This is a genomic window from Saccharopolyspora sp. 6M (genome assembly GCF_020176775.1).
Classification (GTDB): Bacteria; Actinomycetota; Actinomycetes; order Mycobacteriales; family Pseudonocardiaceae; genus Saccharopolyspora_C; species Saccharopolyspora_C gregorii.
In genome coordinates, this window is the sequence record NZ_JAIUJZ010000101.1 from 1 (window position 1) to 22,246 (window position 22,246).

Here is a 22,246-nt window from a genome sequence, read left to right on the forward strand (position 1 = left end):
CCCCGACGGCGGCGTCGACCCGCCCCCGGTCCGGGTGCTGCCCGAAGGCGGCCCGCCGCTGCCCACCACGGAACGGCCCCAGCTGCAGCTCACCGCCTGGGCCGAATCGATGTCCGACGAGCTCAACATCCCCCGCGCCGCCCTGCAGGCCTACGGCTACGCCGCCGGAGCCGTCGCGCAGAGCCACCCCGGCTGCGGGCTCGGCTGGACCACCCTCGCCGGGATCGGCGCCATCGAATCCAGCCACGGCCGCTACGGCGGCGCCCGCCTCGACGAGACCGGCAGACCCACCATCCCGATCATCGGCCTGCCGCTGGACGGCAGCCACGGCGTCAAGCGCATCGAGGACACCGACGGCGGCAGGCTCGACGGCGACCCCGTCTTCGACCGGGCCATCGGGCCCCTCCAGTTCATCCCCACCACCTGGGAGCGGTGGGCCGTGGACGCCGACGGCGACGGCGTCGCCGACCCCAACGACATCGACGACGCCGCGCTCGCCGCCGCCGAGTACCTGTGCACCGTCGGCGGCGACCTGCAGGACCCGGACCGGTTCTGGGTCGCGCTGCTCGACTACAACGAGAGCCACGACTACGGGCAGGACGTGCTCGACCACGCGGACCACTACGGCAAGACCAGCCGCACCCTCTTCGGCACCGACTGATCGAGTCCCTGGTCCGAGGGCGGATGGTCGATTCGTGTTCGCTCCTAGTTCTCGCGACTACCGGCAAGTAGCCTGATCGCGTGACCGACCCGACCGCCTCCCGGCTGCGCGGAGTGGCCGCCGCCGTCGGACGCTTGGCCGTGGCGCTGGCCCTCGTCGCCACGATGGGCGCCGGGGTCGCGTTGGCCTCGACCCTCACCCGGCCCGAAGCCGCACCCGCGGCCGGCCCACCGCCCGAGCAGGTCGTGGTGGAACCCGCGCCGGTGCTGCCCGGCTCCGCCGCGCCCCTCGTCCCCGAGCCCGCGCAGCAGTCCGCGCCCGCGGGCGAAGACCCGGTGCGGGAATGGGCCGATCACGTCGCCGCCTCGGCGGACGTGCCGTCCCGAGCGCTGATCTCCTACGTCAACGCGGACCTGGCGATGCGCCAGTACCAGCCCGGCTGCCGCATCTCCTGGGCCATGCTCGCCGGGATCGGCCGCATCGAGTCCAACCACGGGCGCTACGGGAACCGGGTGCTCGGCGACGACGCGGTGCCCTCCAGCCCGATCATCGGCGTGGCGCTGGACGGCACTCCCGGCGTGCGGGCCATCGGCGACACCGACGGCGGGGCGCTCGACGGCGACCCGGTGCACGACCGGGCGGTCGGCCCGATGCAGTTCATCCCGTCCACCTGGCGCAAGTGGGCCACCGACGGCAACGGCGACGGGATCGGCGACCCGCAGAACCTGGACGACGCGGCGATGGCCGCGGCGCGCTACCTGTGCTCCAGCGGGCGCGACCTGACCACCGGCGCCGGCTGGTGGGGCGCGGTGATGTCGTACAACAACTCGGTGGAGTACGGGCAGAAGGTGTACGCGATCGCGGAGAGCTACTCGGCGGCCGCGAGCCGCCGGGGATGAACCCCGGGGCTCAGCCGCCGCGGGTGGCCAGCCGGGCGTTGATCTCGCCCAGCGCCTCCTGGTAGGCGGGGTCGGGATTCATCACCGCCGCCAGCTGGACCTGGCTGCGTGCCTCCCGGAGCCGTCCCTGCCGCTGCAGGGTGCGGCCCAGCACCAGCCGGGCGTAGTGGTCGGACGGATCGAGCTCGATCACCCGCAGGAACGCGGCCTCGGCCCGGCGAAACTGGGCGGTGAACAGGTAAGCCCTCCCCAGCAGCAGCTGGACGGAGGGCTTGTCCTCGGCGATGTCGAGCACGGGTTGCAGTGCGCGGAGAGCTTCCCAAGGTCGGCGCTGGGCGACCAGGCTCTCCGCCCGGCGGAACGCTTCAACGGTGCCTTCGCTGCTCATGGTCCGCTCAACGGTACGTGCCGAGCCCGGTGTTCCTCGACGGCCGAGCGGATGTCACCGGGGCCCGTCCAGGCCGCCGGCGATCACCGCGCGTGGCCACCGGGGCGATCTCGGCCGTTCCGGCGGACGTGCGCGGTGTGGCGTGCGCGAAGTCGGCCGCACCGGCCTCGCGCCCACCGATAGGCTCGGGGGCGGTCGTGGGGCGATCGGCGCCCGCTCGCGCGCACGGGCGAGGCGGGGCGGGCCGCCCATACCTCAAACCCTGGTTAGGAGCACACGTGGCGATCATCGAACAGGTCGGCGCCCGCGAGATCCTGGACTCGCGCGGTAACCCCACCGTCGAGGTCGAAGTGGCACTGGAAGACGGCACGCTGGCCCGCGCGGCCGTCCCGTCGGGCGCTTCCACCGGTGAGCACGAGGCGGTCGAGCTGCGGGACGGCGACGCCGAGCGCTACGGCGGCAAGGGCGTCGAGAAGGCCGTCGAAGCGGTCCTCGACGAGATCGGCCCGGAGCTGGCCGGCCTGGACGCGACCGAGCAGCGCGTCGTCGACCAGAAGCTCGTCGACCTCGACGGCACCCCGGGCAAGTCCCGGCTCGGTGCCAACGCCATCCTCGGCGCCTCGCTGGCCGTCGCGAAGGCCGCCGCGGACTCGGCGGGCCTGGAGCTGTTCCGCTACGTCGGCGGCCCCAACGCGCACGTGCTGCCGGTGCCGATGATGAACATCCTCAACGGTGGCGCCCACGCCGACACCGGGGTGGACGTGCAGGAGTTCATGATCGCGCCGGTGGGTGCGGACTCCTTCTCCGACGCGCTGCGCTGGGGTGCGGAGACTTACCACGCGCTGAAGTCGGTGCTCAAGGCCAAGGGCCTGCCCACCGGGCTCGGTGACGAGGGCGGCTTCGCCCCCGACCTGCCGAACAACCGCGAGGCCCTCGACCTCATCGCGGTGGCCGTGGACAAGGCCGGGTTCAAGCTGGGCACCGACATCGTGCTCGCGCTGGACGTCGCCGCCACCGAGTTCTTCGAGGACGGCGCCTACACCTTCGAGAAGGCCAAGCGCAGCGCCGAGCAGATGACCGGCTACTACACCGAGCTGCTCGACAACTACCCGCTGGTCTCCATCGAGGACCCGCTGGGCGAGGACGACTGGGACGGCTGGGTGCAGCTGACCAGCGAGCTCGGCGAGCGGGTGCAGCTGGTCGGCGACGACCTGTTCGTCACCAACCCGGAGCGCCTCGAAGAGGGCATCAACCGCCGCGCGGGCAACGCGCTGCTGGTGAAGGTCAACCAGATCGGCACCCTGTCCGAGACGCTGGACGCGGTGAACCTGGCGAACTCCTGCGGCTACAAGAGCATGATGAGCCACCGCTCCGGCGAGACCGAGGACACCACGATCGCCGACCTCGCGGTGGCCACCGGCTGCGGCCAGATCAAGACCGGTGCCCCGGCGCGCAGCGAGCGGGTCGCCAAGTACAACCAGCTGCTGCGCATCGAGGAAGCGCTCGGGGACGCCGCCCGCTACGCGGGTGAGCTGGCTTTCCCGCGGCTCAACCTGGAGGCGTGACATCCTGGTCACCAGCGGTCCGCGAGGCCGGGTGACCACGACGACGGGTGCGGACGATGCCGAGCGGGCGATCTTCTGATCGACAGCAGCGCCGTCGCGGGGACGGTTCCTCGTCGACGCGCGGGAACGGTGCGCGCCGCCGTTCGGAGGCGCAGACCACCGCGAAGCGGTCCGGGACGCGGGGGGGGGGCGCCGCGGGGGGGGGGCCCCGGGGGGGGCCCCCGGGCCCCCCCCGGGGCCCCGGGGGGGGGGGGGGCCGGCCCCCCCCGCCGGGGGGGGCGGGGGGGCGGGGGGCCCCCCCCCGGGGGGGCGCCCCCCCCCCCCCCCCCGGGGGCCGGCCCCGGGGGGGCCCCCCCGGGGGGCCCCCCCCCCGCGGTCGAAGACCGGATCCCGCTCGGAGACCGCGGGCGCGTTCAAGCTCTCCTCGACGCGGCGGGCGGCGCTGCTGGCGCTGCTGCTGTGCGCGATGGCGCTGAGCGTGTCCGTGCCGCTGCGCACCTACCTGAGCCAGCGCGGTGAACTCGCCGCGCAGGAGCAGCAGCGCACCGAGCTCGTCCAGCAGGTGCGCGAACTGGAACTGCGCAAGGCGCAGCTTTCCGACCCGGAGCGGGTGGAGGCCGAGGCCCGCTCCCGGCTGGGGTACGTGCGGCCCGGGGAGACGCCGTACATCGTGGACCTGCCCGGCCGACCGGCCACGCCGCCCACGGCGCCGGAACCGGAGGAGGACGGCGCCTGGTACTCGGATCTGTGGAAGTCGCTGACAGGGAACTGACGTGAGCAACACTTCGGCGGTCGCCGCGAGCGACCGCGACAGCATCGCCCGCCAGCTGGGCCGACCGCCGCGCGGGCTGCGCGCGGTGGCGGCGCGCGACGCGGCGGGGGAGCCGGCCGTGGTGCAGACGCACCCGCGCCTGGAGGACGGCACGCCGTTCCCGACCCTGTACTACTTGACCTCGCCGCGGCTGGTGGCGCACTGCTCCACGCTGGAGGCCGAGGGGTTGATGCGTGAGATGCAGGACCGGCTCGCCGCGGACCCGGAGCTGGCGGAGCGCTACCGCGCCGCGCACGAGTCCTACCTGGCGGAGCGGGACGCGATCGAGTCGCTGGGCACCCGGGTCACGGCGGGCGGCATGCCGGACCGGGTGAAGTGCCTGCACGTCCACGTGGCGCACTCGCTGGCCACGGGGCCCGGGGTGAACCCGTTCGGCGACGAGGCGCTGGAGATCATCGAGCGCCGCTGGCCGGAGAAGGCGCCCGAGCCCGCGGACTGATCGGTTGCGCGTCGTCGCCCGGCCCGCTGCGGTCGCGGGGCGGCGGCGCGCGTCGCCGGAGCACTCACTCCTGGGGTGGTGCCTCTCGCGCAGTGCCGGCGGAACCGCGTGCGGCGGGGCCTCGGCCTGCGGAGATCGACTCCATCGTGTTCGATCAGCTGGCTTGATCACAGAGCATGATCGAAGCTGCTATTAATGCCACTCGATCGAGTGAGCGCAAGAGTCGTGACGCGCCGCTTCGTGCCACCGTGGTGACGGATCCAGCGCCGGTGGCGATGCCCCGAGCGCGGACGATCTCGTGGGGGCTGGAGGCACCGTGGCAGTTCGCAACACCCGTCCCACCGCTCGCCGCCGGAACCGGCGCCGGTGGCGCGCCGCGACCGCGCTCACCCCCACGCTGCTCCTCGTCGCCGCCTCCAGCACCCTGCTCTCGCTGCCGCCGCCGACCGTGCGCGACGGGCGCGCCGAATCCGCCCCGGACAGCGGGCTCTACGGAGCCAGCGGGCACCTGCCGCAGACCCGCGAACCCAGCACCGAACTGCTCGACCTCGCGGGCCGGCCGCAGCGCCTGCCCGGTCCGCCGGACGACCAGCCCAGCGGACGACTCGACATCCCCGAGCCGATGATGGCCGCCTACGTCGGTGCCGCCGACCGGCTCGTCGGCACGCACCCGGGCTGCGGCGTGCACTGGTCGGTGCTCGCCTCCATCGGCCGCATCGAATCCGCGCACGCCCGCGGAGGCGAGGTCGACGTCGACGGCAACGCCCTCTCCGCGATCCTCGGGCCCCGGCTCAGCGGCGGACCCGGCGTCGCCGCCATCCCGGACACCGACGGCGGCAGCCTGGACGGCGACCCGGTGTGGGACCGCGCCGTCGGCGCCATGCAGTTCATCCCCGGCACTTGGAACGAGTACGCCCTCGACGGCAACGACGACGGCGAGCTCAGCCCGCACAACGTGCACGACGCGGCGGCCACCGCGGGCGCCTACCTGTGCAGCGCCGGTGGAGACCTGCGGGAACGGCGGGCGCTGGCGGAGGCGGTGTTCCGCTACAACCACTCCGACGACTACGTGCGCACGGTGCTGACCTGGGCCGACGCCTACGCGGACGGCGCGTTCCCGCAGCCGGTGGAGCCGCTGCCGGAACCCGACGGGCGCGACGTGCTCGCGGGCAGCAGGTTGCCCGCGGCCCGGCCGGAGCAGGTGATCGCCGCGCCGCCGGAGCCCGGCTCGGGCGCGTCGGCACTGACCCCGCCGTCACCCGGCGCGCCGCCCGCGCCGGACGAGGCCGCGCGGCCCACCTGGCCGGGGGCGTCGACCGCGGACCCCGGTGCGGACGCACCGCCGGAACCGGGGCGGCCGGACGAGCCGGCGCCGGAGGACGGTGCGACCTCGCCCGCACCCGCGCCCGCGGAGAGCTCGGACCCGGAGGACCCGTCCGCCCCGCCGACGTCCGGTTCGGTCCCGCCTGCGGATCAGCCGCCTTCGGACCGGCCGCCTTCGGACGCCCCGCCGTCCGATGCGCCGCCGTCCGCCGGTCCGACCCCGACGGAACCCGGTGCCCCGGCGTCGGAGGAACCGAGCGACCCCGGCCCGACCTCCGGCGCCCAGCCGTCCAGCGAGGAGCCGTCCCGGCCGTCCGCGACGGGGGAGCCCTCGAACCCGGACGAGGTCCCGTCGAGCACCGCCCCGCCGTCCGCCGACCCAGGGCGACCCACGGCCGGACCGCGCCCGCCCGGGTCCGCGACCTCGGAGCCGACCTCCCGGCCGAGCACCGACCCGACCGAACCGAGCACCCCGGTCTCCTCGACGTTCCCGGAGGCCGCGGGCGTCCTGGACCCGTGCGAGGTCGGCGCGCTCGACGAAGGCCGGTTCGTCCTGCGCGGCGGGGAGACCGCCGCCCCTCGGCTGGAGGCGGGCACGAGCGATCCGGGGGAGGCGAAGCCCGGCGAGGTCGTGCTCGTGCGGCCCGCGTCCACCGGTCCGCTGCAGGCGTGCGAGGTGCCCGCCGACTTCAAGCCCCGCCCATGATCATCCGATCAGGTGAGTGAGCTCGAATCTCGCCCGAGGGTGGACCGGTCGGTCCGCACCGCCTGACCGGCGGCGGAAGTCGTTCACCCGGCCGGTGCCGGTCCGCCGTCCCGGGTTGCGCCGACACGCCGCCGGTGAGTCCGCGCCGAACCGTTCCCCGGCAGCCGCTAGCGTGGTCGCCGATCGAGGAACGGGGCAATCGCTCCGGAGCACCGACCAGAGCGAGGAGAAGCCCATGTCCAGGGTGGCCGCGATCGACTGCGGGACGAATTCGATCCGGCTGCTGGTGGCCGACGTGACCGCGAGCTCCGACGGCGTCCGCGACCTGCGCGACGTGCACCGCGAGATGCGGGTGGTCCGGCTCGGCCAGGGCGTCGACGCCACCGGCCGGCTCGCCGAGGAAGCGCTGGAGCGCACCCGGGCGGCGCTCGTCGACTACGCGGCCATCGCGCGCCGCAAGGGCGTGGAGCGGATCCGGATGGTGGCGACCTCGGCGACCCGCGACGCCGCGAACCGGGACGTCTTCTTCGCGATGGTGCGCGAGACCCTCGGCGTCGACGCCGAGGTGATCACCGGGGACGAGGAGGCGCGCCTGTCGTTCATCGGTGCGGTCGGTGACTTCGACCCCGCCGACGGCCCGTTCGTGGTCACCGACGTGGGGGGTGGCTCCACCGAGCTCGTCGTGGGGAGCTGGGACGGCGCGCAGGCCCGGATCGACGCGGCCTTCTCCGCCGACGTCGGCTGCGTGCGGCTCACCGAGCGCTGCCTGCACACCGACCCGCCATCCGCGGCGGACGTCGCCGAGGCCGAGCGGGTCGCTCGCGGCATCCTGGACGAGGCGTTCGCCGCGGTGGACGCCTCCGGCGCCCGGACCTGGGTCGGAGTCGCCGGAACGGTGACCACGCTGTCCGCGGTGGCGCAGAACTTGCCGGTTTACGATCCCGCGGCAATTCACCTTTCCCGTTTATCCCAGAAACAGCTCGGAGAAACGACTTCGGAGCTGTTGGCGATGACTCATGAAGAACGCGCTGCGATCGGTTCCATGCACCCGGGTCGGGTCGACGTGATCAGTGGTGGTGCGCTCGTCGTCAAGGTCCTCGCCGACGAGCTGGCCGAGCGCGCCCGGATCGATGCGGTCGCGGTGTCCGAGCACGACATCCTGGACGGGATCGCCCTGTCTATCAGCTAGTTCTCAGAGTGTGGTCGATCGCCTCCGGCGTGTGGATAGGTTGGTTTCTGGATCGAACCAGAAAGTGACGGATTTGTGACGGGGCACTGCGGGTGGGGGTTTCTCATTTATGTTTACGCTCATCTATCGCGGTGGTGAACATCGTCGCCGCGAGGTGTGACCCCGAGAAATCCTCGCAGGGGCGCGCGTGGGAAGTGGGAGGACGCATGCGAAAGGGACGTCTGGCCGCGATGCTGGCGGCCCCGCTGGCGGTGGCCTTGCTGGCCTCCGGCTGCGGTGGCGGCGGGAGTTCGGCGTCGGCGGACACGGTCACCGTCGAGTGGGGCGAGCCGGAGAACCCGTTGATCCCCGGCAACACCACCGAGGTCAACGGCGGCAACGTCATCGACTCGATCTTCTCCGGCTTGGTCAAGTACTCGCCGGACGACGCTTCGGTGAGCAACGAGATGGCGGAGCAGATCACTCCTTCGCCTGACAACAAGTCGTTCACCATCAAGATCAAGCCGGGCTGGACGTTCCACGACGGGTCCCCCGTCACCGCCGACAGCTTCGTCAAGGCCTGGAACTACACCGCCTACGGCCCGAACGGGCAGCAGGGCGCGAGCTTCTTCGAGCAGATCAAGGGCTACGACGACGTCAACCCCGCGGACCCGGACGGCGCGAGCGGCCCGCAGGAGGCCCCGAAGCCGACCGCCGAGACGATGTCCGGGCTGAAGGTCCTCGACCCGAACACGTTCCAGGTCGAGCTCAAGGCCCCGCTGGCGATCTTCCCGACCATGCTGGGCTACTCGGCGTTCTACCCGCTGCCCGAGGTGTTCTACACCGACAAGGACGGGTTCGAGGACAAGCCGATCGGCAACGGCCCGTTCAAGTTCGACTCCCGGTCGCCGAACGAGAGCCTCACCGTCACCCGCTACGACGAGTTCAAGGGCGACGACAAGGCCAAGGTCGGCGCGGTCGAGTTCAAGGTCTACGACGAGCTCGACACCGCCTACCAGGACCTGGTCTCGGGCAACCTCGACTTCATCCGTCAGGTGCCGGTCTCGGCGCTCACCGGTGACAAGTGGCGCGCCGACCTCGGCGAAGGTGCCCAGGAGAAGCCGGGTCTGCTGACCCAGAACATCGCGTTCCCGCTCTACGACGAGCGCTTCAAGAACCCGGACCTGCGCAAGGCGATCTCGATGGCGATCGACCGCCCGACGATCACCCAGCAGATCTTCGCCGGCAGCCGCCAGCCCGCCGACGGCTGGACCTCCCCGTCGGTCGAGGGCTTCGTGCCCGGCCAGTGCGGCGAGTACTGCACGTTCAACCCGGAGAAGGCCAAGCAGCTGCTGGCCAAGGCCGGCGGGTTCGACGGCACGCTGACGATCATCACCAACGGCGACGGCGGCCACAACGAGTGGTCCGAGGCGGTCGCGTCCAGCATCCGCCAGAACCTGGGCATCGACGTGCAGTACACGCCGACCCCCACCTTCAGCGAGTTCCGCCGCCAGGCCAACGCCCGCGAGTTCACCGGCATGTACCGCACCGGCTGGGTCGCGGACTACCCGAACATCGAGACGTTCCTGACGCAGCTGTACCGCACCGGTGCGTCCTCGAACGACGGCGAGTACTCCAACCCGGCCTTCGACGCCGCGCTGGACAAGGCCAACGCCGCGCCGAACGTGGAAGCGGCCAACAAGCTCTACGCGGACGCGGAGAAGCTGCTGGCCAACGACATGCCGGTGATCCCGCTGTGGACGCAGCCGGTCCAGGCCGGTTTCTCCACCGAGCGGCTGGCCGAAGCGAAGGCGACGCCGTTCCGCAAGCTGGACCTGACGTCGGTGACGCTGAAGCAGCAGTAAGCAGAGCGAGGCGCCCGGCGCCCCCCCCCCCCCCGGGGGGGGGCCGGGCCGCGTTCTTCGTGCACAGGAGGACCGGTGGGACGTTACGTACTGCGACGGCTGTTGCAGTTGATCCCAGTTTTCATCGGCACCACATTCCTCATCTACGCGATGGTGTGGGCCGTCCCGGGTGATCCGTTCGCCGGCAAGTGCGGTGAGCGGCCCTGCCCGGAGTCGTACGTCAAGGAGATGACGGAGCAGTTCAACCTGGACGACCCGCTCGTCGTGCAGTACTTCAAGTACCTCGCGCAGCTGTTCAGCGGGGACTTCGGCGAGACCTACAACGGCGTCCAGATCTCGCAGCTGATCGCCAACGCCTACCCGACCACCGTGCGGCTGGCCCTGGTGGCGCTGGTCATCGAGGCCGTCATCGGCGTCCTGGCCGGCATCGTCACCGGCCTGCGCGGCAAGGGGTTCCTGGACAGCCTGGTGCTGGTCTCCACGCTGTTCCTGATCTCGCTGCCGGTGTTCGTCACCGGGTTCGTGCTGAAGGTGTGGCTGGGCACCGAACTGGGGCTGATCAAGACATCCGTCGGGTCGGACCCCACGTTCGGCGAGCTGCTCGTACCGGGCTTCGTGCTCGGCAGCCTGTCGATGGCCTACGTGGCCAGGCTGACCAGGACGAGCATGATGGAGAACAAGCGCGCCGACTACGTGCGCACGGCCTACGCGAAGGGTCTGGAACCGCGCCGCGTCGTCGGCGTGCACCTGCTGCGGAACTCGATGATCCCGGTGATCACCTTCCTGGGCACCGACCTGGGTGCGCTCATGGGCGGGGCCATCGTCACCGAAGGCGTGTTCAACATCCGGGGCATCGGCGGGCTGGTCTACAAGGCCATCCTCACCAAGGAAGGCATGACCGTCACCGGCATCGTCACGCTGCTGGTGCTGGTCTACCTGCTTATGAACCTCCTGGTGGACATCCTGTACGCGGTCCTGGACCCGAGGATTCGATATGACTGAACCGACTGCCACTGTCGTCACCACCACGCAATCCGGGACCGACCCGATGGCGGCCCACGAGATCAAGCCCGAGAAGCCGCGCGGCCTGTGGGCCGACGCCTGGCGGGACCTGCGCCGCAGGCCGCTGTTCCTGATCTCCTCGGCGATCATCTTCGTGCTGCTGCTGATGGTCGCCTTCCCGCAGCTGTTCACCTCCGCCGACCCGAACAACGCGATCCTGACCAACGCGCGGCAGGGCCCGTCCGCGGACGCCTGGTTCGGCTACGACGTGCAGGGGCGGGACATCTACGCGCGCGCCGTCTACGGCGCCCGCGCGTCCATCGCGGTCGGCGTGCTCGCGACGCTGGGCACGGTGCTGATCGGCTCCGTCGTCGGCATCATCGGCGGTTACTACGGCGGCTGGCTGGACAACCTGCTGTCCCGGTTCTCCGAGATCTTCCTCGGCCTGCCGTTCGTGCTCGGCGCCATCGTCATCCTGACCACCTTCAACCAGCCCGGTGACATCCCCAGCGGAACCCGGGTGATCCTGCAGGTGGTGGGGTCGATCGCGGCGCTGTCCTGGCCGATCGCGATGCGCATCATGCGGTCCGCGGCGATCTCGGCTAAGCAGCAGGACTACGTGAAGGCGGCGCGCGCCCTGGGGGCGAAGCCGTCGCGGATCATCCTGCGGCACATGCTGCCGAACTGCCTCGCGCCGGTGCTGGTGTACGCCACGATCGCGCTCGGCGGGTTCATCGGCGCCGAGGCCACGTTGTCCTACCTGGGCCTCGGGCTGAAGTACCCGGTGGTGTCCTGGGGCGTGATGATCGCGGACTCCCGCGACTACATCGAGACCGCCCCGCACCTGCTGCTGTTCCCCGCCGGGTTCCTGGTGGTCACCGTGCTGGCGTTCGTGATGCTCGGTGACGCTGTCCGCGACGCGCTCGACCCGAAGCAGAAGTAGGAGGACCGCTGTGTCCGACAAGGACGAGAAGGCAGGGCGGCTGCTCGACGTCGAGGACCTGCACGTGGAGTTCCGCACCCGCGACGGCGTCGCGAAGGTGCTCAACGGCGTCAGCTACCACGTCGACCCCGGCGAGACGCTGGCCGTGCTGGGCGAATCCGGCTCCGGTAAGAGCGTCACCGCCCAGACCGTGATGGGCATCCTGGACACCCCGCCGGGCTTCATCACCGGCGGCGCCATCCGCTACGACGGCGAGGACCTGCTCACCGCCACCGACGCCCGTCGGCGCGAGCTGCGCGGCGACTCGATGGCGATGATCTTCCAGGACGCGCTGTCGGCGCTGAACCCGGTGTTCACCGTCGGCTTCCAGATCGCCGAGCAGCTGCGGCTGCGGCGCGGCATGTCCCGCAAGGACGCCACCGCCCGCGCCGTGGAACTGCTGGACATGGTGAAGATCCCGAACGCGAAGCAGCGGGTGAAGGAGTACCCGCACCAGTTCTCCGGCGGCATGCGGCAGCGGGCGATGATCGCGATGTCGCTGGCGCTGGACCCGAAGCTGCTCATCGCCGACGAACCGACCACCGCGCTGGACGTGACGGTGCAGGCCCAGATCATGGACCTGCTCGACGAGCTGCGCCGCGAGCGGGGGATGGGCCTGATCCTCATCACCCACGACCTCGGCGTGGTCGCGGAGGTCGCGGACCGGATCGTGGTGATGTACGCGGGCCGCATCGTCGAGGCCGCCGACGCCTACAGCCTCTACGCGCAGCCCGGGCACCCCTACACCGAGGGGTTGATGCGGTCGATCCCGCGCCTGGACCTGAAGGGCCAGGACCTGGACACGATCAAGGGCCTGCCGCCGAACCTGATGAAGATCCCCAGCGGCTGCCCGTTCCACCCGCGCTGCCCGCGCGCCCAGGACCGCTGCCAGGAGCAGGTTCCCGAGCAGCACCTGCTCGGGGGCGGCCGGACCAGCGCCTGCCACTTCGCCGAGGAGCTGATGACCAGTGAGTGAGCCGATCCTCGAAGTGCGGGACCTGGTCAAGCACTTCCCGATCAACCGCGGCATCGTCTTCCAGCGCACCGTCGGGCAGGTGCGCGCCGTGGACGGCGTCTCGTTCGACCTGAACAAGGGCGAGACGCTCGGCATCGTCGGTGAATCCGGCTGCGGGAAGTCCACGCTGGCGCAGGTGCTGATGCGGCTGGAAATGCCGACCAGCGGCTCCGCCACCTTCGAAGGCCGCGACATGTTCAAGATGCGCGGCGCCGAGCTGCGCAAGCTGCGCCGCGACATGCAGATCGTGCTGCAGGACCCGTACACGTCGCTGAACCCGCGCCGCACCGTCGGCGACATCATCGGCGAACCCTTCGAGATCCACCCCGAGGTGGCGCCGAAGGGCGACCGACAGCGCAAGGTGCAGGAACTGCTGGAGGTGGTGGGGCTCAACCCCGAGCACCTGCAGCGCTACCCGCACCAGTTCTCCGGCGGCCAGCGGCAGCGCATCGGCATCGCGCGGGCGCTGGCGCTGCGTCCGAAGGTGATCGTCTGCGACGAGCCGGTGTCGGCGCTGGACGTGTCGATCCAGGCGCAGGTGATGAACCTGCTGGGCGAGCTGCAGCAGGAGTTCGGCCTCTCGTACGTGTTCATCGCCCACGACCTGGGCGTGGTGCGGCACCTGTCGGACCGGGTCGGCGTGATGTACCTGGGCAAGATGGTGGAGATCGGCACCGACGAGCAGATCTACGAGCACCCGCAGCACCCGTACACGCAGGCGCTGCTGTCCTCGGTTCCGGTGCCGGACCCGACGTTGCGCGGCAAGCGCGAGGTCATCCGGCTGACCGGGGACGTGCCGAGCCCGGCGAACCCGCCGTCGGGCTGCCGCTTCCGCACCCGGTGCTGGAAGGCGCAGGACATCTGTGCGGAGAGCGCGCCGGAGCTGGAGGTGCGGCTGGGCGAACACCCGGCGGCCTGCCACTTCGCGGAGGAACGGCCGCACGTCGTCGCTTGATCGCGCGAGCGCGCCCCGCCCGGCTCAGGGCGGGGCGCGCGCTCACGCGTCGAGCCGACCCACCCCGCCGTAGGCGTTCGCCTGCCCCGCCTCGCCGAAGCTGATCTGCGAATCGGGGCGCCACAGCGGCGAGAGCACCAGCCCCGGATCGGCCAGGACGTACCCGTCGAACAGGCTCAGCACGCTGTCCCGGTCGCGCCACAGCACCGGGGTCGGCGTCCGCGCCATCACCTCGTGCGCCACCCGCACCTGCTCGTCGGTGGCGGACACCTGCGAGATGTGCGAGATCGCGATCCAGCTGCCCGGAGCGCTCGCCTCCCGGTAGCTGGCGACGAGCCGGTGCACCTCCTCGTCGTCCGGCACGAACGGCAGGATGGCGATGGCCAGCACCGCGATCGGCCGGGAGAAGTCGAGCATCCCGGCCACCCCGGGCGCGGTGAGCACGCTCTGCGGATCCCGCACGTCGGCCTGGGTGATCGTCACGTTGGACTGCCCGGTGAGCATCCGCTGGGCGTGCGCCACCGCCACCGGCTCGTGGTCGACGTAGGCGACCCGCGTCGACGGATCGATGCGGTGCGCGATCTCGTGCACGTTGCCCACGGTGGGGATGCCGGAACCCAGGTCGAGGAACTGGTCGACGCCCTCCGAGAGCAGGAACCGCACCACCCGCCCGAGGAACGCCCGGTTCGCCCGCGCGTACACCGCGGACTGCGGCAGCACCTCCAGCGCGTCGTCGGCCGCCTTGCGGTCGATCGCGAAGTGCGCGGAGCCGCCGAGGTAGTAGTCGTACATGCGGGCCGAGTTCGGGCGATCGGTGTCGGGCACCGAGGGCATGTTCCGGAACAGGTCGTACTCGTTGGCGCCCATGCCTTTGATGTTGCAACAAGGAACGGAAGTTGACCATGCCCGTTCCGCGGTCGAAGTGCAGAACCGCAGGTGCGCTGACCGGTTCTCGCCAGAACCAGGGGAATGCACAACCGAAACGTCCGGCTGCAATTCGTCACCGATTCCGAACGCACGGTGATCAGCCATTCCTGGAATGCGCGGGCACCGGGGCTGCCGCTAGCCGCCCTGGCGGATGAATTCGGCCAGGTCAGCGGACTGCTGGACGCGGGACGGCTCGTGCACGTACATCATGTGGCCCGCCGGGTAGTAGCGGACCTCGATGTTGTCGCGCAGCTCTTCGGGAATGGGCAGCCGGGCCAGCACGTGCTCCGCCGCGTAATACGGTGTGGCGCCATCGGTGTACCCGGCGGCGACGTGCACCCGCAGGTGCGGATTGGTGCGCATCGCGGCACCCAACTTGTCCACCACCGAAACCGAGGAACCCTCGAACTCCTTGTACGACCACGGCTGCACCCGATTGCTCAGCAACGCGTACGGCAGGTCGTTGGCGTAGTCGAGTTCCTGGCGCAGGTAGTGGTTGATGGCCGCGGAATAGGCGCCGATGATCCCGGAGACGCTCGGGTCGTCGGTCATCCGCTCGCCCGCGGCGTCCGGCTCCCAGCCGACGAAGCGCCCGTCCATCCGGCCTACGGTGCGGCGTTCGGAGCGCAGCAGCTCGGTGAAGAACCGCAGGTGCTCGATGCGCAGGTTCGCCCGGTCCACGTAGTCCTCGGACAGGCCGGTGAGCTCGGCGGTGCGGCGGATGACGTCGGCGCGCTCGAACGCGGGCAGCCGCGCGCCGCGGGACAGCGCCCACGCGTAGTCGCCGGAGGCGAACTTCTCCGCCTCCTCCAGCACCTCGGGCAGCGGCCGGTCGCCGTGCTTGCCGTGGTGGTGCGCGATCGCCGCGTACGTCGGCAGGTACAGCACGTGCGGCAGGTCGTTGCCCTCGGTGAACCGGATGGTGCCCATGTCCAGCACCGACGAGATCAGCAGCAGCCCGTTCAGGTACAGCCCGTGCTTGTCCTGGAGGTGCTCGGCCAGCGCCGCTGCGCGCAGCGTGCCGTAGGACTCGCCGGCCAGGTACTTCGGCGACATCCAGCGCCCGTTCCGCGAGGTCCACAGCCGGATGACCTCGCCGACGGACTCGATGTCCCGCTGGTAGCCGTGGAAGTCCGCGGGCTCGCCGCCGTTGACGGCCCGCGAGTACCCGGTGGAGACCGGGTCGATGAACACCAGGTCGCTCTCCGCCAGCAGGGTCTCCGGGTTGTCGGCGAGCCCGTAGGGCGGAGCGGCGAGCGATCCGGTGTCCCCGGACAGCACGCGGCGCGGCCCCAGCACCCCCAGGTGCAGCCATACGCTCGCCGAACCGGGACCGCCGTTGAAGGCGAACGTCACCGGGCGCGGTTCGGCGCTGTCGACGACGTACGAGGTCAGGTGCACCTCGGCCTTCGCCTTCAGCCCGTCGAACTTGCCGTCGGTGGTGACCTCCTCGCGCAGCACGATGCGGCCGGTGGTCGCGGTGTAGGACAGCTCACCGCCCGCCGCGGTGATCGTGTGGTGCGTGCTGACCAGGTCGTCGGTCGGTTCGGCCGGGGTCGTCGTCGTTTCCTGCCCGGTTTCGCCGGTGCTCGTTTCGGTGGCTGCCATGACCGAACTCTACGTGCCGGAACCCGCGGGACGGCGAGGTTTCTGCGACCGTGGAGGCGTGATCTCCGAGCTGGTCGACGACCCCGTCACCGATCCCGCCGCGGCGGCCCACGGTGCCCGCGAACTGGGCGTGTTGGACGAGCGGATCGCGCGCTGCACCGCGTGCCCCCGGTTGGTGGAGTGGCGGGAGCAGGTGGCGCGGGAGAAGCGGGCGGCGTTCCGCGACCAGACCTACTGGGGGCGCCCGGTGCCCGGGTTCGGCCCGCCGGACGCGGCGATCGCGGTCGTCGGCCTCGCACCGGCGGCGCACGGCGCGAACCGGACCGGCCGGATGTTCACCGGTGACCGGTCCGGGGACGTGCTCTACCGGGCGATGCACGACGTGGGGCTGGCGTCGCAGCCGCACGCGCACGGGCTCGGCGACGGCCTGGTGCTGCACCGCACCCGGATCACCTCGCCGGTGCGGTGCGCCCCGCCCGCGAACAAGCCGACCCCGGCCGAGCGGGACACCTGCCGGCCGTGGCTGGCCCGCGAACTGGTGCTGCTGCGGGACACGGTGCGGGTGGTGCTGGTGCTGGGCGGTTTCGGCTGGCAGGCGGTGCTGCCGGTGCTGCACGACGCGGCTTGGGCGGTCCCGTCGCCGCGCCCGAAGTTCGGTCATGGCGCGGAGGCGGTGCTACCGGCGCGGGACGGCGGCGCGGATCTGAACCTGCTGGGCTGCTACCACGTGAGCCAGCAGAACACCTTCACCGGAACGCTCACCCCGGAGATGCTGCGCGACGTGCTGCGCCGCGCCCGCGAGCTCGCCGGGATCTGACCTCACCGCACGTCGCGGAGCGCCGCGGCGAACTCCGGGTGCGGATCGTCGACCACGACCACCGCACCGTCCTCCGACGTGCGAGCCCCGCTGACCCGCGCCAACGACCCGAACGCGAACGGCAGCACCGAAGCGAGGGCGAACTAGGCGTCGAAGATCGTTCGGATCTCGCAACGGACACCACGAGCGCGGGACAGCCTGCGATCTCCAGTCAGCAGCGGGCACCCCAGCAGCTCTGCGGCCGCGACGTATGCGGCGTCGTACGCGGTGATGTTGCCGCGCAGCTCCCACATGCGGGGGAGGATCCGCGCGGGGCCGACCTCGTCCACCGCCATGTCGACCAGAGCGGTCATGGCGTCTTCAGCACGTTCGAGGGTGATCTTCTGGCCCAGCAGCCGACCGCGGATCACGGACATGACCTCAACGGGGAGGTGCGAAGGCGCCGCCCAGTGGTCGTCGGTGGCCAGTGCTTCCCGAGCCCGACGTCCTGCTGGACCGTCGTCGAGCAGGGCATCGGCCAGCGCCGATGCGTCCACGACCAGCACTAGCCGCCGCCGTTCTCGTCGAGCCCGCGCTCGTCGCGCATGCCGCGGAGTTCATCGGCGGTATCGCCCGCTGCGACCCTGCTCCCGTCCGACCGGCCGGAGAAGCGGGAGAGGACGGCTCGGTTCTCCGAACGGCGCGCCTCGGCTTCGACCAGCGACAACAAGTACGCCTGCAGGGACTGCCCCTGCGCGCGCGCTCTGTCGACCAACGTGTCACGCACGTCCTCGGGTACGTCGCGAATCTGCAAGGCCACCATGTGCATGCAATATACATGCGTTCGCCGTCTGCGGGGGCACTCGACGGGGTGATCGAGTGTTCTTCGGGTGGATCGGATGTTGCCACCGCCGGTAGCATGTGAGTATGCGAGCGGAGCGAGAGGGACGAGGTGGCGCGGCGCCGTCCGATCTCGAAGGGCGGCGGTTGCCCGAGTTCGCGGATCGGTTGGCGGAACTGGTGGGGCGGTACCGGTCGGCCGGGGTGCCGCCAGGGGGCGTTGACGTCGTGCACCCCGCAGCGTCCGGGGAGATCCGGTCGTCGGGTCGGGCGCGCAAGGTGAGCGTGTCGATCCCGGAGGACCTGACGGCTGCGGTGCAGCAGCGGGTCGGGCGCGGCGCGTTCAGTCAGTACGTCACGGATGCGGTCGCGCGGCAGCTGGAGCTGGATCTGCTGGCCGAGCTCGCCGACCTGCTCGAACGCGAACACGGACCGGTGCCGTCGGCGGTGCTGGAGAAGGCGAGGTGTGCATGGCCCGACCACGAATAGCCGCGGGCGGCACGCTCCTGCTCGACGCCGCTGCCGTGCGCAAGCTCGCGGCCGGTGACGTGCGCGTCCGCGGGCACGTCGAGATCGCCCGCGCACGCCGGGCCCACGTGGTCATCAGCGCGGTGACGCTCGCCGAAGCGATGCTCGGTTCCGGTGCCGGGTCGGAGCTCGCGGCGGTGCTCGATCGGATCAAGGTCCTCCCGGTGCGTCCGGAGGACGCCCGTCTCGGCGGGAACTGCACCACCGGTGGCGCGGCGGGCCACCGGGTCAACTCCACAGTGGACGCGATGGTCGCGGCGGTCGCGCTGGGGCTCGCTCGTCCGGTCGTGCTGCTCACCGAGGATCCGGACGGCATGCGCCACCTGCTCTCGGGGCTCACGGACCCGGCAGGAGGTGGCGGTGACCGGGTGTCGGCGGAACTCGGCGGCGACCTCGGCTCGGCCGCCGATTCCCCCGCGTGCGAGGAGATCGGGCCTCGTGCGGTCGGTAGACGGGGCATCGCCGTGGTGCAGGCGTGAGCCGTTGCCGGAGCCGCTCCGGTCGGGCGGGTGTGGCGAATCCGTTGCGCCGTACCGGTTCAGCGCCTGTGAGCACCGGTTTCTTGATCGGGGCGAACGGCCCGACGGCACCGTCCGCGCTCGCGCGAAGCGCTCGTTCCCGGTGCTGTGCCTGGTCAACGCGGGTGAGCGGTGATCCGGCGTCGAACTCCCGGGAATGCGGAAGATGCTGCGGCGAGGTGGCTATCCGGCCGGAAAAGTCGGTAGGGTGGCGAGCACTCCGGCCCTCCCGCTCGACGGATCCGCATACTGAGCGCAGCCGCCCGCGCACAGCGCGTCGATCGTGATCAGTGCCACGCGCGACTGGCGTCACATTAGGGGGGGTCTGCGGACCGTGTCCCATTCCAGTGGTGCGACCATATCGGCATGGCTGGTAAATCCGAACCCACCCGGATTCTCATCCTCGGCGGCGGCTATGTCGGCATGTACACGGCGCTTCAGCTTCAGTCCAAGCTGGGACGTCGTGAAGCCTCCGTCACCGTGGTCGATCCTCAGCCGCACATGACCTACCAGCCCTTCCTACCGGAAGCGGCGGCGGGCTCGGTCGAGCCTCGCCACGTGGTAGCGCCACTGCGACGAGTCCTGAAGCGGTGTCATGTGATCACCGCCAGTGTCACCGAGATCAAGCACGCCGACCAGGTCGTGACGATCGAGAACCCGCAGACGGGTCCCGAAGAGCTCCCCTACGACGTGCTCGTGGTGGCGCTGGGCTCCGTGTCCCGACTCCTGCCCATCCCCGGCCTGGCGGAACAAGGCATCAGCCTCAAGACCGTCGGTGAAGCCATCTACCTGCGCAACCACGTGCTGGCGAAGATGGACGCGGCGGCCAACACCTCCGACGAGGAGCTGCGTAAGCGGCTGCTCACCTTCACCTTCGTCGGTGGCGGCTTCGCCGGAGCCGAGGCGCTGGCGGAGCTGGAGGACATGGCCCGCTACGCCACCCGCTACTACGAGTCCATCTCGCCGGAGGACATGCGGTGGGTCCTCGTCGAGGCCGCCGGGCGCGTGATGCCCGAGGTCAGCGAGAAGATGGGCGTCTACGTCGTCAAGGCCCTGGAAGAGCGCGGGATCCAGGTCTACCTGAACACCTTCCTGAAGTCGGTGGAGAACGGGCACGCCGTGCTCTCCGACGGGACCGAGTTCGACACCGACACGCTGGTGTGGAACGCGGGTGTCAAGGCCAACCCGGTGCTGAAGAACTCCGACCTGCCGCTCGACGAGCGCGGCCGGATCAGGGCCACCTCGCACCTCCAGGTCGAGGGTCTGCCGAACGTGTGGGCCGCCGGTGACTGCTCGGCGGTGCCGGACCTCTCGAAGGCCGACACCGACCCGAACGCGACCTGCGCGCCGTCCGCGCAGCACGCGGTGCGCCAGGCGAACCAGCTCGGCAAGAACCTGCTGGCGTCGCTGCGTGGCAAGTCCACCAAGGAGTACCGCCACGCCTACGCCGGTTCGGTGGCGGGCCTCGGGCTCTACAAGGGCGTCGCCGACGTCTACGGGTTCAAGGCCAAGGGCTTCGTCGCCTGGTTCATGCACCGCACGTACCACGTGAGCCGGATGCCCACCTTCAACCGCAAGATGCGGATCGTCATCGACTGGACGCTGGCGTTCCTGTTCAAGCGGGAAGCCGTGTCGATGGGTCAGATCCAGAATCCGAAGGCCGACTTCGAGCGGGCCGCGGCAAGCTGACCGCACTCCGGGTGATCACCGCGTGCTCCATGAGCACGCGGTGATTCGCATACGAGTGGGGGCTGCTCCGTGCAGGCGATCGGGTGACCCGCTACCCTTGACAATGAGTAGCGGGTAATCGAAGACTGTCGGGGCGTCGTCACTCAAAAGGATGCCTCAGTTGGGGAAGGGGTGAATCCTTTGACTCTCCAGGAACTTGCGGCTCTGCTGCGCAGCGACGAAGTGCAGGACGGCCCGCTCGCCGATTTCGCGGCCGAGTACCAGGCCGCTTCCGAGGTGTTCCGCAAGAAGGACGACTGACCGAGCGCAGCACCCGCCGGACCATTCGCGCACCGGTGATGGCGGCACCGCAGGAGGACCGGGGTATGACCGAGGGGGCGGCGGACGACTTCGCGCACCCGTTCGGCCCCACGACCGGACCCGCCGCCGCCGACTTCCGTCCCGGGCCGCTGCTGCTGCAAGGTCAGGACTACTTCTTCCGCTCCGCCGACACCAGCCTCGACTTCCAGGAGCGCGTGCACCGCGCGGACCTGGTCGACGACGGCGACGGCGATCCGATCCCGTGCGTGCTGGTGCTCGCGCGGGCCGCGGACATGGAGATGAACGAGCTCTCGCTCGCGCTGGCGGAACGCAACATCCGGATGGTGCGCATCGACGCCGACCGGTGCCTGGACATCGCGCTCACCGTCTACACCGACACCCCGCTGATCGAGCTCGAACGCTGGCTGCTGCGGCCGATCGTCGTGTGGCGGCGGCACTTCGACATCACGGCGCTGCCCGTGGACCCGACGACCGTGCACGGCGCCTACGTCCGCGAGCAGTGGCGCGCGGTGTCCGGCTGGCTGTCCGGCCGCGCCGACTGGGAGCAGATCAACCCGGTGCGCTCCAGCGCGCACCTGGACCGGCTCACGCAGCTGCGAGACGCCGCCTCCTTCGGCTTCCGGGTGCCGCGCACCGCGGTCACCACGCTGCCGGGCCGGAACCGCCCGGGCGGCGGCCAGTGCATCGTCAAGACCGCGGGCCACCACATGCTCGAACCCGAACCGGGCGCGCTGCGCGGGCTCTTCCCTCGGCCGCTGGACATCCGGCACTCCGCGGAAGCGCGCGAGCCGGCCCCGGTGCTGGTGCAGCAGTACGTCGGCTCCGAGCACGAGATCCGCGCCTTCGTCGTCGGCGACGAGGTCATCGGCTACCGGGTGGACAAGCTCGATCCGGCGCAGCTGTGGGTCGACCCGGACTCGGTGGTCGTGGAGCGGGTCGAGCTGCCCGCGGGTCTGGCGACGCGGCTGCTGGCGCTGTGCCGCTTCTGGCGGCTGCACGTGGCGGCGTTCGACCTGCTCGCCACGGAGTCCGACCACGTGTTCCTGGAGGTCAACGTGAACTGCGACTGGCGCTGGTTCGAGCACCGGGCTCAGGACGACGCGGTCTCCACCGCCGTGCACCGCTGGGTCGCCGAACGCTACGAGCACCTCGCGGCGACCACCTCGGCGCCGAGGTGGGACCGGTGATCGCCGGCCGCACGGTCCGCCGGTCGCCGCGC

23 protein-coding genes are annotated in these 22,246 nt (G+C 71.1%); 17 read left to right on the plus strand and 6 right to left on the minus strand.

Features of this window, described 5'->3' with window-relative positions:
- The coding region (locus LCD31_RS15230) for a lytic murein transglycosylase (protein WP_224958896.1) at nucleotides 1–661 on the plus strand (661 nt) is incomplete at its 5' end.
- Nucleotides 662–741: 80 nt separating this feature from the next.
- Nucleotides 742–1,560 (plus strand): lytic murein transglycosylase, encoded by an 819-nt coding sequence (locus tag LCD31_RS15235; RefSeq protein ID WP_224958897.1) that lies wholly within the window; start codon nucleotides 742–744, stop codon nucleotides 1,558–1,560.
- Nucleotides 1,561–1,570: 10 nt separating this feature from the next.
- Here the strand turns inward: LCD31_RS15235 and LCD31_RS15240 are convergent, their stop codons facing one another.
- Nucleotides 1,571–1,948, minus strand: coding sequence for a tetratricopeptide repeat protein (locus tag LCD31_RS15240; RefSeq protein ID WP_224958898.1), 378 nt, complete (start codon nucleotides 1,946–1,948; stop codon nucleotides 1,571–1,573).
- Nucleotides 1,949–2,226: 278 nt separating this feature from the next.
- Between LCD31_RS15240 and eno the strand changes: the two genes are divergently transcribed.
- The 10 genes from eno (at nucleotide 2,227) to LCD31_RS15290 (ending at nucleotide 13,800) form a co-directional block, all read left to right on the plus strand.
- Nucleotides 2,227–3,513, plus strand: coding sequence for a phosphopyruvate hydratase (gene eno, locus LCD31_RS15245; RefSeq protein ID WP_224958899.1), 1,287 nt, complete (start codon nucleotides 2,227–2,229; stop codon nucleotides 3,511–3,513).
- 454 nt (nucleotides 3,514–3,967) lie between these two features.
- Nucleotides 3,968–4,285, plus strand: coding sequence for a septum formation initiator family protein (locus LCD31_RS15250; protein WP_224958942.1), 318 nt, complete (start codon nucleotides 3,968–3,970; stop codon nucleotides 4,283–4,285).
- A gap of 1 nt (nucleotide 4,286) precedes the next feature.
- Nucleotides 4,287–4,784, plus strand: a complete 498-nt coding sequence (locus LCD31_RS15255; protein ID WP_224958900.1) for a DUF501 domain-containing protein — start codon at nucleotides 4,287–4,289, stop codon at nucleotides 4,782–4,784.
- A gap of 316 nt (nucleotides 4,785–5,100) precedes the next feature.
- On the plus strand, nucleotides 5,101–6,813 hold the full coding sequence (locus tag LCD31_RS15260) for a lytic transglycosylase domain-containing protein (RefSeq protein WP_224958901.1): 1,713 nt from the start codon (nucleotides 5,101–5,103) through the stop codon (nucleotides 6,811–6,813).
- Nucleotides 6,814–7,048: 235 nt separating this feature from the next.
- Nucleotides 7,049–8,002, plus strand: coding sequence for a Ppx/GppA phosphatase family protein (locus LCD31_RS15265; protein WP_224958902.1), 954 nt, complete (start codon nucleotides 7,049–7,051; stop codon nucleotides 8,000–8,002).
- A gap of 206 nt (nucleotides 8,003–8,208) precedes the next feature.
- The gene (locus LCD31_RS15270; RefSeq protein WP_224958903.1) at nucleotides 8,209–9,846 is read left to right on the plus strand and encodes an ABC transporter substrate-binding protein; all 1,638 of its coding nucleotides are present in this window, start codon (nucleotides 8,209–8,211) and stop codon (nucleotides 9,844–9,846) included.
- Between the two features lie 75 nt (nucleotides 9,847–9,921).
- Nucleotides 9,922–10,848: an ABC transporter permease gene (locus LCD31_RS15275; RefSeq protein WP_224958904.1), complete on the plus strand. Its 927-nt coding sequence runs from the start codon at nucleotides 9,922–9,924 to the stop codon at nucleotides 10,846–10,848.
- On the plus strand, nucleotides 10,841–11,791 hold the full coding sequence (locus LCD31_RS15280; protein ID WP_373689986.1) for an ABC transporter permease: 951 nt from the start codon (nucleotides 10,841–10,843) through the stop codon (nucleotides 11,789–11,791). Before LCD31_RS15275 ends, LCD31_RS15280 begins: the two co-directional genes overlap by 8 nt.
- A gap of 10 nt (nucleotides 11,792–11,801) precedes the next feature.
- Nucleotides 11,802–12,806: an ABC transporter ATP-binding protein gene (locus tag LCD31_RS15285; RefSeq protein ID WP_224958906.1), complete on the plus strand. Its 1,005-nt coding sequence runs from the start codon at nucleotides 11,802–11,804 to the stop codon at nucleotides 12,804–12,806.
- On the plus strand, nucleotides 12,799–13,800 hold the full coding sequence (locus LCD31_RS15290) for an ABC transporter ATP-binding protein (RefSeq protein ID WP_224958908.1): 1,002 nt from the start codon (nucleotides 12,799–12,801) through the stop codon (nucleotides 13,798–13,800). Before LCD31_RS15285 ends, LCD31_RS15290 begins: the two co-directional genes overlap by 8 nt.
- Nucleotides 13,801–13,842: 42 nt before the next feature.
- On the opposite strand, the gene LCD31_RS15295 is transcribed toward LCD31_RS15290, so the two are convergent.
- Nucleotides 13,843–14,667: an SAM-dependent methyltransferase gene (locus tag LCD31_RS15295; protein WP_224958910.1), complete on the minus strand. Its 825-nt coding sequence runs from the start codon at nucleotides 14,665–14,667 to the stop codon at nucleotides 13,843–13,845.
- A gap of 195 nt (nucleotides 14,668–14,862) precedes the next feature.
- On the minus strand, nucleotides 14,863–16,335 hold the full coding sequence (locus tag LCD31_RS15300; protein WP_224958912.1) for a S10 family peptidase: 1,473 nt from the start codon (nucleotides 16,333–16,335) through the stop codon (nucleotides 14,863–14,865).
- Here LCD31_RS15300 and LCD31_RS15305 point away from each other — a divergent pair.
- Complete coding sequence (locus LCD31_RS15305; protein WP_224958914.1) at nucleotides 16,334–17,152, plus strand: uracil-DNA glycosylase; 819 nt, start codon at nucleotides 16,334–16,336, stop codon at nucleotides 17,150–17,152. The genes LCD31_RS15300 and LCD31_RS15305 overlap by 2 nt on opposite strands.
- A 2-nt stretch (nucleotides 17,153–17,154) precedes the next feature.
- Here LCD31_RS15305 and LCD31_RS29125 read toward each other — a convergent pair whose 3' ends face one another.
- Genes LCD31_RS29125 through LCD31_RS15315 form a run of 3 tightly spaced genes read right to left on the minus strand, consistent with a single transcriptional unit; the run spans nucleotide 17,155 to nucleotide 17,954 of the window.
- A complete protein-coding gene (locus LCD31_RS29125; RefSeq protein ID WP_255614397.1) occupies nucleotides 17,155–17,280 on the minus strand; it encodes a hypothetical protein in 126 nt (41 codons plus the stop codon).
- 15 nt (nucleotides 17,281–17,295) lie between these two features.
- Nucleotides 17,296–17,697 (minus strand): type II toxin-antitoxin system VapC family toxin, encoded by a 402-nt coding sequence (locus tag LCD31_RS15310; RefSeq protein ID WP_224958916.1) that lies wholly within the window; start codon nucleotides 17,695–17,697, stop codon nucleotides 17,296–17,298.
- Entirely contained in the window at nucleotides 17,697–17,954 is a 258-nt protein-coding gene (locus LCD31_RS15315) for a hypothetical protein (RefSeq protein WP_224958918.1), read from the minus strand. Before LCD31_RS15315 ends, LCD31_RS15310 begins: the two co-directional genes overlap by 1 nt.
- Nucleotides 17,955–18,058: 104 nt before the next feature.
- Between LCD31_RS15315 and LCD31_RS15320 the strand changes: the two genes are divergently transcribed.
- The 4 genes from LCD31_RS15320 to LCD31_RS15335 all read left to right on the plus strand — a co-directional run bounded on the left by LCD31_RS15320 (nucleotide 18,059) and on the right by LCD31_RS15335 (nucleotide 22,214).
- Nucleotides 18,059–18,460, plus strand: coding sequence for a hypothetical protein (locus tag LCD31_RS15320; protein ID WP_224958920.1), 402 nt, complete (start codon nucleotides 18,059–18,061; stop codon nucleotides 18,458–18,460).
- Nucleotides 18,442–18,978 (plus strand): type II toxin-antitoxin system VapC family toxin, encoded by a 537-nt coding sequence (locus LCD31_RS15325; protein ID WP_224958921.1) that lies wholly within the window; start codon nucleotides 18,442–18,444, stop codon nucleotides 18,976–18,978. Before LCD31_RS15320 ends, LCD31_RS15325 begins: the two co-directional genes overlap by 19 nt.
- 405 nt (nucleotides 18,979–19,383) lie before the next feature.
- Entirely contained in the window at nucleotides 19,384–20,706 is a 1,323-nt protein-coding gene (locus tag LCD31_RS15330; protein ID WP_224958922.1) for an NAD(P)/FAD-dependent oxidoreductase, read from the plus strand.
- Nucleotides 20,707–21,071: 365 nt separating this feature from the next.
- Complete coding sequence (locus tag LCD31_RS15335) at nucleotides 21,072–22,214, plus strand: RimK family alpha-L-glutamate ligase (protein ID WP_224958923.1); 1,143 nt, start codon at nucleotides 21,072–21,074, stop codon at nucleotides 22,212–22,214.
- The last annotated feature ends 32 nt before the right edge of the window (nucleotides 22,215–22,246 follow it).